Source organism: Deltaproteobacteria bacterium, assembly GCA_017302835.1.
Classification (GTDB): domain Bacteria; phylum Bdellovibrionota; class Bdellovibrionia; order Bdellovibrionales; family Bdellovibrionaceae; genus UBA2316.
Window position 1 is genome coordinate 50,405 of record JAFLCC010000001.1, and the last position, 12,376, is coordinate 62,780.

Consider the following 12,376-nt stretch of genomic DNA (forward strand, 5'->3'; position numbering starts at 1 on the left):
TTTACCCACTTTTCTTTACAGTGGGGTTCGCGTTCAACGGAGCGTTCAAAGGTACATTTGGCTTGATCGCCTCAGCCAAAAATAATTCTTTAGGGACAATGACATTTTTTGCAGCTAACTTTTGAATGATTTTAGGAACATACCCTGTGGGTTGAAAATTTCCCAGTATTTTTCTTTTTGCATCATAACCCGATTCTTTAAAAATAAAAATTGGAGCTAACGTTACCGCGTCTCCCTGAATTCCATCGACTTCCGTTATAGAAAGAATTTTTCTCGTACCATCACTCAGCCTTGAAATCTGCACAATAATGTGAACAGCACTTGAAATTTGTTCTCTGATAGCTCGAGCCGGCAAATCCATTCCAGCCATCATACAAAGAGTCTCCAAGCGAGAGATACACTCCTTGGCGCTGTTTGCATGAGTGGTTGTCATTGAACCATCGTGACCTGTATTCATGGCTTGAAGCATATCAAGGGCTGCGCCATCACGACATTCACCCACAACGATTCTATCAGGGCGCATCCGTAAAGCATTTTTTATCAAATCTCTGATATGAATGGCATTAGTCCCTTCCATCGAGGTAGGTCGGGTTTCGAGCCTGACCACGTGCTCTTGCTGCAATTGCAGCTCCGCCGCATCTTCTACAGTAACTATTCTTTCTGTAGAAGGAATAAATGAGGACATCATATTCAGCAATGTTGTTTTTCCTGAACCTGTTCCTCCAGAAATCACAATATTCATTCCATTTTCTACGCATATTCTTAAAAAATCGATCATGTTTTTTGTCATGGAACCATATTCAATATATTTTTCTGGAGTCACTCCCCCTTTTTTGAATTTTCTGATGGTCACAGAGGGACCATCAATAGAACAAGGTTCAATAATGGCGTTCACTCGAGAGCCATCTTTTAATCTTGCATCCACCATTGGCGACGCGCTATTAATTTGTCGACCTAAGGGAGTGACGATTCTTTCAATAATTCTCCTTAAGTGATCATTCGAAGTAAACTGTACATCTTTTAGCAAAGTTAATTTTCCACTTTTTTCCACAAAAATTCTTTTTGCTCCATTAATCATGATTTCTGTGACATCTTTATCTGCTAATAAGTCTTCTAAGGGGCCTAACCCTAGGGCTTCTTCCAAAACCTCTTTAATTAAAATTTGTCTTTTTTCTCTGGAAATTTCTGGAGCTTCTTTATCAACAATCTGAGTGATCTCTCTTCTAGTGCGCTCGCGAAGTTCATTTTGTTTCCCTTCATCTTGTCCACTTTCCTTCATCATTTTCGTTAACTCAGGAGACCGTAACAATTCTGAATGAACTCTTATTCTCAACTGCACCTGTGGATCTAATGAGTTTTGACCCCCATTAACCGTTGCTCCTGCTCCCGACAAATCGATCGAGTTTGCAGCGCTCACAGCGGGGCTCTTAGGTTTTGATAAGGACTTAAGCCTTTGCAAGGTTCCACCAGTAAGTCTACGAACCACATCATAGTAACTGCTAGTAAGAGCCGATTTAGGTTGTGAAATCACAAAAGGCGTGTTTTTTTGAATCGACGAAAGAGTTAAAATGTCATCTTGAGGAATCAGTCCCATCGGAGGCATTCGCAAGGAATTACTAATTTCCTGAGGGGCAATTCCTGAACTCGAAACTTTGTTAATAATCAACTGGAACATGTCCCTAGGAAAGGTGGCTGAAAGCAAATCGTTTATCAAACGTTGTGTTTGGGCTACCACTAAAATCTCGGGTGTTGTCACAATAAAAGCAGCCGTAGCCTCAAGTAAAAACGCATTTTGTAATGGTCCGATGTCATTACCCAAATCAACCACGATGAATTTAAATTGGCGGCTAAAAAAATCAAGTTGTCTCATCAAGGACTCTGGATTGACATCTAATTTTTCTTCAGGCCCTCGAACCGCCCCAAGATAAGCCAAACCAGAAGAGTGAACAGTAACTAATTGATTTAAAGGCTGAGAGGCTAATCCCATATTTAAATTGATAATTTCTTTTAAAGTTTTATTTGGCCTTATTCCCAGAAGAACATTTTGATCACCGATTGTTTTTGCATCTCCATCAATCAATAATACTTGGGTTCTTAACTCGGTCATTAAGGCCAAAGAAAAGTTGGCAGCAAATAGACTTTTGCCAACTCCACCTTTTCCTCCGATAACACCAATCAATGTACAATTTGGATTTATTGCCAATGGACCCCCGTCATCACTACTGACCATTATCGGCAAGAAATTGTAATTTAATGAGACAAGTTTTATTAAACTAGATTTTCGTCAGTATGCGTTCATTTTTGGCCTGTTTGTTGCTTCACTTTATAAGCTATATATGAAAACTTTTTGCCATCTTTTTACTAAATGTATTCTCATAATTACTTTATTAACTCAATCCGCATTGAGTTCGGGAAAAAAATGTAAAGATGTTTATGAACTGTATAATAATACAACATTTACCGTTTATGACAAAAGCTTTCAATCCTTCAATGGAAAATTGAATTATAAACTTTTGGTCAGAAATGAGGTATTCGATATTTCTCACTCTGATGTTCCCCTGTTCAAGAATTCCCTCCTGTTAAATGTTACCATCAATGGACATGCCCAGCTCATCTATAATGGAAAAAAAATTTCCTCTTACGGCGACCCCGGTATAAGTATGAAAAGCTCTTTTAGTGAAGAGCCTTTATTGACCGAAGGAATTTATTTTGTATTTAGTAAGTCAAGTAAGAACCTTGATGAGATTTTTTCAAAACTCGGCAATGAAACTAAAGGTAACTATGCTTTTACTTGCGCTTCAAATACTTGTAGCGCTTTCAATTCACTAAATATCGGAGAAAAAAAGCTGCCCATCAGTATTACTCCACTTTCCCTGGCCAACTACTTATTAAAAGAAAAAGCCCTTGGGAATAATAGCTTTGAAGTTGTCACTTATTTAACTGAAATTGATTCCATTTTGACATTCGTCAAATACAACCAATTTAGATATAAAATGTTCCCAGTTTTGCTTTCTATTTGGTCCACTTTATTAGGCATCACATTATTAAAAATTTTCTAAAAATAGGATAAATTTAAACAATCAACTTCATATTAATAAGGCATCTTAAATTTAGCTTTTACTTTCTCGCTGTCAGTGCTTGCAGAAGTTAAAATTACGGGCGTTACAAAAACCACGAATTGATTTTGGTTTCTGGAATTTCCTTTAGCAGCCAAGGCGTTAAACAAAGTATTGGATGCGGGATCCCTGTTATAGTTTGTGTCCGTAGAATTTTTAATTAGTCCACCAACGGCAGCACTTTGCCTATCTCTGACAGTAATCACTGTTTGTAAGGCATTCTTTGATACCACGGGTTTGCCATCAACAACTCCAATTTTTTGGCTCACTTGAAATTCCATTTTCATCTCGACACTGCCTGAACGGTCTTGACTGATTGTCGGTGTAATCACGGCCGAAAGTCCAGTGGGAGTAAATGCAGTCCCTTGATTCCCTGTTTGACCGATCACTGTATAGGGCTCATCTATAGTTTGTGATATAGTACCCTTTTCACCATCTTTAACCATAAAAGAAGTGCTTTCTAAAACCCTAGCGTGACCATGGGTTTTAGCCGAATTGAGCTTCGGCAATAAATTACTAATCACGGCCGTCAAAGAAGTCACAATGCCGCCACCTTGATCTCCTGTTTTGACCTCAACACCCGAAGTCTGATCGCTGATTCGAGGTGCCCATTCAAATCGAAATGATTTGGAATAATCCTTTTTTAATTCCACATAGTGAATATTTAATTTCACGATTTTTTTAGGTGCAGGAGGTGCTCCTTCTTTGATGGTAATCATATTTATAATTCCATCATTAGCAGGTTTGGGACATTTTATAGAACCATCCGAACAAGATGGATCAACAAATACAGGCGGAACATAAACCTTAGCAATAATCTCTGCTTTGATCTTTTCGTCTTCACTGCCTACTTGGCCTTGTAAAATTATTTTTTCGTTAGCCGCTCGACATTCAATTTCTGGATTGTTAATGTCTCTCATAATAAATTCACAAATTTTCTTATATGCCATTGGGTTCACCGTAACGATACTATCCACCTTATCACCAAATTGTCGCAAAACACTTTTGATTCGCATTAAATCTTTAGGGGTTAAGACTTGCCCATCTATGACAACTTTATTATTTATAATTTTAGTGTTGATTCCATCAATCTCAGCCAACATTCCTTTAAGTTCAATGACGACTTTATCAAGACTATTTTTTCTGACATTGATTCTATATTCAGCCACTTTTTTATTGTTCTTTGAATCGTAAATAACAAGCGTACCAAACCCTTCCTTTAAGGGTTTAAATCTAAAAATATTTAATTTTTTGTTGAATTCAATTTTTACGAACCCTTTATAACTGCCATCAATTTTGATTTTTTTAGGTAAAGGGGGGAGCTTCTTGTCTTCTTCAATTCCATAAGTTAAATTGATATATTCTGCTTGTTTGTAGGAAATAAATTGCTCGGACCCTTCGGTTGTTAGAACTGAATCATCAGAAGTTTCTGCTCCTAATTTTTGATCCTCAGTTTGACCAGAACTGTCATCAGCTAAGTTTGAAGTGTCCTCTTGGGCCAATGCTGCTTGAAAAGGTGCTTGAATTGAAATCACCAAATATAAAAACAAAAATAATTTCATCGCCTTCATATATTCCCCTTACTATCATCGTCCATTGAAGTTTGAATTGTTAGGTCTAGCAGTTGGAATAACTCCACCGGCCATTGGATTTGCTGATGGCTCGGTGCTAGACATATTGCCTTCGGTGGCACGAGCTAAAATTGAATCAGAAGTGGAACTGGGTAACCTTGATTTAATAATCCCATCAGTAGGATTTCTTAATGTTACAAATATATTTCCAGGCGACGTGGATAAAATATACACCAAATCCTGAGCTTCTTTGATTTCAGCCTCTACGGTTATCGTACTATATTTTGTATCACCAGTGAGAGACGTTTGAATGGCATTTTTTCCAGTTGAATCATATTCAATTAGACGAGGGATATTGTTTTGAACTGAGACACCCGTTGCGAGAACGGGGACATTTTGCATCAATAAAAAGCTTTCTCTTCGCAAGTTGGCGCCTTTGCCAATATCCAAAGCCACAAATAAATCAATTCGATCTCCAGGTCGAATCAATTTCGAAACGCCCCTGATCTCATCGATAGGTATGGAAATCGCCCTCTTGGATGGTGCTACCTGCAAAGCAATTCCAGTATCTGCGCCCGGTGAATATAAATGATTTTTTAAAATGGGTTGCCCTTTTTTGATTGGAACTGCAGCAACATTTCCAATTATTTCCTGAATATTAGAAAAGTTTCCATCTGGGACGTAATCATTGGGATAGGCTTTAGTTTCTAGCATCGAATCATAAATCGTCGTCATTTCAGAAATATCTTCTTTAGCAACAACGACAACTTTTTTTTGACCAAGCTGCAGATTGATCGCTTTTCTCTGCTCTTGTGCATAGCTGTAAATCATAAACGCAGCAAAGACACCAGCAATAATTGATATCCACAAGTTTTTCGATTCATTCGCCATAACACACTCCTCTAGGGCTCATCGGTCTTTTTTATTAATTTACAATAGGACTTAGGGCCCGTTATGGCGCCGGTCCTAAAGTCACTTCTTTGTTGGAGTACAGGTAGAATTAAGACAAATCCCATAAATAGGTCTTATCCAAACTGGAAAAGCTTGGTATTGATCTTTTTCTTCAAGCAAAGGTTTTCCATCATCTTTGATTTTAAAAACATCCTGATTGTGCAATTTAGAATTTGTATCTTTTTCAGGAGTGGAACTTAGCTGATCTCCGTCAGAGTTAGTTCCTCCGAACGAGGAAACGAAAGAAATAGGTCTTGCGGTAGCTATCCAGTTTTCGTTATTTCCACTCACTCGATTCTCTGACACCACCCCATGAAATCTATTGCCGAATAATCGAAACTTAGAAATTTTATCCGTCCCATTATTTTCCCTCCAAAAGAATTCTAGATTTGATCTGAACCTATAGGTTTCAAAGGCATAATTTCTAGCGGCTATATTTTTTAAAATTCCCGTATGTATGACACCAAAAAATCCAAGACCAAAATTAAATAAAATCATCACCACAGCAAAAATAGCAACGACTTCTAAGGCAGCCATTCCCGATTTATTCTTTAACATCCGTTATCCTCCATCGGAAGATACTTACTATTGCTTCCTGGTGACTTATCGTTGTCCCTGTACCGCAAATCTAACTCGATAATAGCTTTGTGCCGGACCCCCACCGACATAAATTTTTGACATTCATCACTTGTAGGGTTTCGCAACATAAAGCCCGTCACTTTAGAGGTAAAAGATTGATCTGTAGGATTGGTACTTCCTAAAAAACCCAATTTCATATTGAAAAGATTTGTTTTAAATAGTAATCGTACGCCTGTGGCAATCAACTTAGTGCCATCAGGTTCAGAATCATATTCATTAAAAATTTCTCCCTTATAACCACTTCGAAATGCTGGTTTGTCAAAACCTAATTCAAACCAGCCCTGTTTAAATAGTTTTCCTAATCCAGGTTTATTCATTATTTGAGTCATTTTTTTTCTTGCTAAAGACTCCTGTTCAGAAATATTGATATGTCCAGCCGAATAGGTTCTTCCTACAGAGTAAGCAATGTACTGAGCCACTTCAATGCTGGACAAGGTAAATGCCACAACAAAAAACAAGACGGCTAATGAAAAAGAAATAATAATGGATAATATGAAATCAATAGTCAAAAATCCCGTATTATTTGCAATCCTTTTTTTCATTTCATTTCTTTCTAGGGGTTGCGCTTATGCCTCAAATCGAGGTCGCAGGAGGGAGTCAAAGGCCTAACCCCTTGATTACTTTCTTTGCATAACGGTAGATACGGCAGAAGGATTATGGGGGTGTCTTTTTCTCGTTGCATTTGGTAACCCCCAAACACCATTTTCTATCATTCCAGAAACCTTTTCCCAAGGTTTTACGAGTATGTTTTCCATAATTTGACGTTCCTTAAAGGATTTTATAAGTGCCAAAAATAGCATTAAACTTATGACTAACAACAGAACCGCCTCAATGACAAATTGTCCGCGCTGATTTAGTTTTGCTAATACTGCTCCCATCAAAAAATCCTTTTAATGAACCTAATTTCTAGTAAAGTCTTACCTTGCCATCTCCCAAGCATGATCACTTCCATCTTGGGTTTTGAATCCATGACCAGTGACAAGATGCTTTTCAACTCTCGCCGCTAACACCGGACTGTAATCCCTAAAGGCATCCCTTGGCGCCAAAAAAAAGAACTTCAGCCCAATCATAAAAAAACATACAAGTAACAACACATATTCAATGGTCATGCTATTGGATTATTTCACCCATTTGAGTCGTGGCTTTACCTGTCGCTTGATTAAATTTTTCTGTAATTGGCCCTTTAAATACGATTATCAAACCAATAATCACGACAAGCAGAAGAACGTATTCAACCATCCCCTGGCCTTTATTATTGTTTACCAAGCTTTTTTTAAAGCTGATTTTTTTAACTCTTTCAAATAAAAATTTCATTTCTTCCTCCATCTCGAATTGTAGTCTTTAGTGTCCCTTTCATTATCGTCAATATTCGGAATTTACATAAGTACATTCTTTAAGAATCTCAAAATAATTCACTTCATTTGCGGTCAAAAGTCCTAGATATTTGATAATTTCTATTTTCATTTTTAAAAAACTTTGGACCAAGGACTTGAGCTCTCGTTGAAGTTGACAATTGACTGCTGCTTTTACAACTAAATGTAATAGACTCAATAAACAGGGAGGGTAGGAAAAGTTAATGCAAAAAAAATTAGTACTCTTGTACGTGTTCTGTGTCGTCGTTTTGTTTTTAGTTAATGTTGCTGTTTCTTGAAGTTACCAAGGTTAGTTCTTAAAATTATAAATACTGGAATAATTTCTGCCCAGCTCCTCTTGGTCCATTCCATAACCAACAACGTACCGGTCATCTATAACCTTACCTATATAGTCTGGTTTGACAGGTAATTCACGTCTTGCTGGCTTATCCAGCAAACAAGCAATTTTCACAGAAGCGGGGTTTGCAGACAATAATCGGTTTTTTAAAAAGCTTAATTTCCTTCCTGAATCAATAACTTCTTCAAGAATCAAAATATGTTTGTTATCCACATTTATAGAAATATCCTTTGTGATTTTTATTCCAGAACCCTTACCACCTGAGGTTAGATAAACAAAATCTATCTGCATTGGAAAATCTAATTTTCTAACAAGATCTGCGGCAAAATGAATCGAGCCCTTTAACGGACAAATCATGACTACCTCTTTATCTCGATAATCTTCTGACAGCTTTTTTGCAAGTTTAGTTACTATCTCTTCGATTTCCTTTTGGTTTAGAAAGGGGACCATATCATCTTTAATTTGTTTCATATAAATCTCTTTTTAATTGTTTGATATATTTTCTAGCTTCAGGATTTTGAGGATCTCTGATAAGTACATTTTCCCACTGTTCTAAAGCTTCTGATGTTCTATTTGCATTGTATAATATGATTCCTAACTTAAGCCTGGCCTGATAAAATTGGGGAAATTCGCTAATGATATTCTTTAAGTCTCTTACAGCCTTTTCCATTTGTCCCTGTTGAACATAGATCTCAGAAATTCTCATTGTAATTTCAGGTTTCCTGGAAGAAAGTTTTTGGGCTTTTAATAACTGCTCTAAGGCCTCATTAAGTTTTTTATACTGAAAATATAAGTCCGCTAATTCCTCATGCTTCCCAGCAATTTTTTCATCAATATAGGGATCGGCTCTTCCTGATCTTAAATCAATTAATTTTTTAGCATCTTGAAATACCTTTTTGCCCTCATCATATCTTCCAATATCATTAAGTATAATAGAAAGCCCAACACTGGCGTCGGTGTATGATGGGTCAATTTCCAATGCTCTCTGGAAAGTCTTGATCGCTTTGTTAAATTTTCCCTGGTCATAATAGATGGTTCCTAACATTTGAAACACCTCTGGATTTTTCTGGGGCCTCTGCAGCAATTGAGCAATCAATGGTTCTGCGACCTTATAATTACCAGCGATAAATTGCTCTTTGGCCTCTTGAAAAACGGCTTCAAATTGATACTCCATCAAGGTTCCTCTACGCCCTTTAAAAAACTCAATTCTTTTGAATTTGGATATTTTTTATTTAATTGTTCTAAATACTTTTTAGACTTTTCCCGATCCCCATTTTTAAAAGAAGAAAAATAAGCACGAGCCAAAGCTTTTTCCTGTAAATTAGACTCTGGATAGGATTTTAATAAAAATTCATACCTTATTAAGGCACTATCATAAATTTTTCTTTTAAAATAAAAATCACCAACATAATCTTCTTTTTCAGCTAACTTCTTTAAAGCTTCCACTTTTTTTTCTTTAGCTTCTTTCACATGAATAGAATTGCTATGTTTCTCAATTAATTCATCAAAGGCATCAATTGCAGAATGGGCATGAGTCAAGTCTCTGTCAATGGAATCAGGTAGCTGATTAAAAAAGCTGAGCCCTATTCTAAAAATGACGTAATCAATTTGAGGGTGCTTAGGGTGAAGCTCTCTAAATGTTTGATAATTAATTTGTGCTTCAGCAAAAGATTCTTCTTTGAAATAAACATCGGCGATTGCCAATTCTGCCTTTAAAGCAAATTGTGAATACGGATACTTATTTTTTACCTCAGTGTATTTACGAATAGATTCGTCATACAACTCATCTTTTTCGTACTGTTGAGCCACCACAAAGGTGGCCTCGGCGGTGTCTGTTTTCTTTTCATCACTTGAACATGACGACAAACAAAAACTTAGACTTAACAATAGGAGGAGACCAAGGGTTTTAATATACATGGACTTTAGCATAGCTAAATTTATTAGTTATTGGCTTATAATGTCAATAGACAACTTCGTGCCCGAAAATCAAGGGTTATCCATAATGCATAACCCCCGCGATAATAAACTAAAAGTTTTTGTTATCTGTCAAATGATTGTAAAAAGCCCCATAGACAACCTTAATAGCACTGGCTAAAGGAATTGAAATAATCATTCCTAAAATACCCATCAACTGGGAACCTATCATGACCACGACAACCACAATCACCGGATGAAGATTTACAATTTTTGCAACCACGAGTGGAACAATAAAAATGGCATCTATAATTTGGGCAAGTAAGTATATAAAAAGAATCCAAAAAAGAACTGAACTGGGATCATTATTTATCCAAGCTATTAAAACTGCCGGCATGATACCTATAACGGGCCCCAGATAAGGAATCAAATTTAATATTCCGGCAAAAATAGCCAAGGTTAACGAGTATGGAAAATCCAATATGACGAGGCCGACTCCGACAACCAAACTAACGATGACAGATTCTAAAAGACGAGCCCTAATGAATCCACCCATTTGTTCAATAATTTGATGCTGCAGATACAACATAAGTTCAAAATAGGAATTTGGAACTGTTGAAATTACCTTTCGAGCAAATTCCTTTCCATCTAAAAGCATAAAAAAGGTTAGAAAGGGGGCTAAAAATAATACCGTCAATGAGTTTGACAAGGCGTTGGGAAGATCTCTAAAAAAATATTCTGCATACAGTTGCAATTTGTCTTGAATTTGCGCAGAAATTTGATTTTTTGAACTCAATGACATAATGCTTTCAAGTTTTGCTTCTAAACTTATCACTAATTTTTGTGTTCCTTCGATATATTTAGGTAGCTCTCTTCTTAATAACTCCGCTTGATTACTTAAAAGCGGTAGCAAAATCACACCTAATAATAGCAAAAGGAAAGAAAAGAAAATAAAAGGAACCAGCGTCGAAGCCAATCGACTTAAACCTTTTCTTTCTAAAAAATCAACAAAAGGCTTGAGTAAAAAAAACCCCACAAAGGCTAAAAACGTAGAAACTAACAAATTATTAACGAACAACAACCCGGCTATAAAAAAAAGAAAGGCCACTAAAAAAAAATAAATTTTAAGTTTTTGCGATTTTATTAAATGATTATTTGGTTTCACGTCTTAAAGTCCTCACCAAAGATGTCGTTTCATGAAGCCTTAAACCTAAAACTTGAGCAATTCTAAACAATATTTTAACGCCAATCTCCGGACTTTGATGAGTAATCTCTAGTAAATCAGGTTTAAAAAATCCCAAAAGCTGGGAATCTTCTTTTATAAGTGCTGAAGCTGTTCTCAATCCATGTTCTTCCACGAGGGCTAACTCACCAAAAAAATCATCTTCCTTTAAAGTGGTTATGTATTTTTCGTCATAGATAACGTCCACAGCTCCGCTAATAATGATATACATTCCAACACCTACATCACCTTGCTTGAACACCATTTCCCCTTGACTGTACTTACGAAAATGAATGATATTCTGCACTAATTTTATCTCGCTTACAGAAAGATCTTTAAACAAAATATTTTTTTTCAAGGTTTCGATAACCGTCAATTGCTTCCTGTCTTTTTTAAAAATATTTTCCCAATAATAATTAACACTCATATTTCCTACCTAATTAATATTATTTTTTCTTTTGAAACCCAACCTGTTAAAGATCCTGGATAGGTTACTTGAACCCATTCATTTTGTAGTTGTCCCACTAAAACCTCAGAACCTTCTTGTAATACAAACAACTCAGATTGCTCTTCACCAGGAGCCATTTTCACCTGGGTATTGTCACTCAAAATGATGGCCCTTGGGCTATAAGCTTCAATAATTTTTGATAAACCTAGGCCGGCTGATAGTATAAATAAGAAAAAAATAATCATGCCAACTGCGGGAAAATCAGGTGAATCTAATTCTTGCTCAACAGATTTCTTCTTCTGAGAAAAATATCTAATCCACAAATACCCAGAAAATAAAAGCGAAATAGCACCTAAAGCCAGAATAATATTAAGTGAAATTTTATTTAAAATCGAATTTCTGAAAACTTCAAAATAGGAATTTTTTTGAGCTAGAGAATTTGTTTTAAGTTGCCCTCTTATAACTTCGATAGCCTGATTTATTGGTTCAAAATCAGGATCTAAAGCATTCCCTTTTAATAAATAAACTAAGGCCTTCCCTTTTTGATTGAGTTGATAATAGGTCAAGCCAAGATTCAATAAAACAGCAACATTTCGTGGGTTTTCATCTAAAGCCTGGTTAAATTGACTTTGTGCTTCTGTGTAATTTTTGTTTTTATACTCATTCATTCCATTTTTAAAATGTACACCTGCGCTATCACCAATATTGTCACTAGCTTCAATAGTTTTAATTAGGAATAAAAAAATAATAACTAGTAATTTATATGACATAAAGACAACCTTTTTCCTTCAGAATAAAATAATAC

At 36.1% G+C, this 12,376-nt stretch carries 14 protein-coding genes; 1 reads left to right on the plus strand and 13 read right to left on the minus strand.

The annotated features are described in order from the left end of the window. Position 1: 1 nt before the first annotated feature. The gene (gene tadA, locus J0M15_00230) at positions 2-2,203 is read right to left on the minus strand and encodes a Flp pilus assembly complex ATPase component TadA (GenBank protein ID MBN8535450.1); all 2,202 of its coding nucleotides are present in this window, start codon (positions 2,201-2,203) and stop codon (positions 2-4) included. Positions 2,204-2,336: 133 nt separating this feature from the next. On the opposite strand from tadA, the gene J0M15_00235 reads away from it, so the two are divergent. After that, positions 2,337-3,059, plus strand: a complete 723-nt coding sequence (locus tag J0M15_00235) for a hypothetical protein (protein ID MBN8535451.1) — start codon at positions 2,337-2,339, stop codon at positions 3,057-3,059. A gap of 32 nt (positions 3,060-3,091) precedes the next feature. Here J0M15_00235 and J0M15_00240 read toward each other — a convergent pair whose 3' ends face one another. The 12 genes from J0M15_00240 to J0M15_00295 form a co-directional block, all read right to left on the minus strand. Next, positions 3,092-4,687 (minus strand): pilus assembly protein, encoded by a 1,596-nt coding sequence (locus J0M15_00240; GenBank protein MBN8535452.1) that lies wholly within the window; start codon positions 4,685-4,687, stop codon positions 3,092-3,094. Positions 4,688-4,702: 15 nt separating this feature from the next. Continuing rightward, positions 4,703-5,578 (minus strand): Flp pilus assembly protein CpaB, encoded by an 876-nt coding sequence (gene cpaB / locus J0M15_00245; GenBank protein MBN8535453.1) that lies wholly within the window; start codon positions 5,576-5,578, stop codon positions 4,703-4,705. 81 nt (positions 5,579-5,659) lie between these two features. After that, the gene (locus J0M15_00250; protein ID MBN8535454.1) at positions 5,660-6,196 is read right to left on the minus strand and encodes a hypothetical protein; all 537 of its coding nucleotides are present in this window, start codon (positions 6,194-6,196) and stop codon (positions 5,660-5,662) included. Beyond that, positions 6,190-6,819 (minus strand): hypothetical protein, encoded by a 630-nt coding sequence (locus J0M15_00255; protein MBN8535455.1) that lies wholly within the window; start codon positions 6,817-6,819, stop codon positions 6,190-6,192. Before J0M15_00255 ends, J0M15_00250 begins: the two co-directional genes overlap by 7 nt. 75 nt (positions 6,820-6,894) lie before the next feature. Then, a complete protein-coding gene (locus J0M15_00260; protein MBN8535456.1) occupies positions 6,895-7,155 on the minus strand; it encodes a hypothetical protein in 261 nt (86 codons plus the stop codon). Between the two features lie 232 nt (positions 7,156-7,387). Continuing rightward, entirely contained in the window at positions 7,388-7,591 is a 204-nt protein-coding gene (locus J0M15_00265; protein MBN8535457.1) for a hypothetical protein, read from the minus strand. A gap of 348 nt (positions 7,592-7,939) precedes the next feature. Further along, positions 7,940-8,458: a hypoxanthine phosphoribosyltransferase gene (gene hpt, locus J0M15_00270; protein MBN8535458.1), complete on the minus strand. Its 519-nt coding sequence runs from the start codon at positions 8,456-8,458 to the stop codon at positions 7,940-7,942. After that, positions 8,445-9,161: a tetratricopeptide repeat protein gene (locus tag J0M15_00275; protein MBN8535459.1), complete on the minus strand. Its 717-nt coding sequence runs from the start codon at positions 9,159-9,161 to the stop codon at positions 8,445-8,447. Before J0M15_00275 ends, hpt begins: the two co-directional genes overlap by 14 nt. Continuing rightward, positions 9,161-9,904: an outer membrane protein assembly factor BamD gene (gene bamD / locus J0M15_00280; protein ID MBN8535460.1), complete on the minus strand. Its 744-nt coding sequence runs from the start codon at positions 9,902-9,904 to the stop codon at positions 9,161-9,163. The genes J0M15_00275 and bamD overlap by 1 nt, the downstream gene beginning before the upstream one ends. Before the next feature lie 109 nt (positions 9,905-10,013). Continuing rightward, entirely contained in the window at positions 10,014-11,066 is a 1,053-nt protein-coding gene (locus J0M15_00285) for an AI-2E family transporter (GenBank protein ID MBN8535461.1), read from the minus strand. Further along, on the minus strand, positions 11,053-11,550 hold the full coding sequence (locus J0M15_00290; GenBank protein ID MBN8535462.1) for a cyclic nucleotide-binding domain-containing protein: 498 nt from the start codon (positions 11,548-11,550) through the stop codon (positions 11,053-11,055). The genes J0M15_00285 and J0M15_00290 overlap by 14 nt, the downstream gene beginning before the upstream one ends. Before the next feature lie 5 nt (positions 11,551-11,555). Further along, the gene (locus J0M15_00295; GenBank protein MBN8535463.1) at positions 11,556-12,341 is read right to left on the minus strand and encodes a tetratricopeptide repeat protein; all 786 of its coding nucleotides are present in this window, start codon (positions 12,339-12,341) and stop codon (positions 11,556-11,558) included. Positions 12,342-12,376 lie beyond the last annotated feature (35 nt).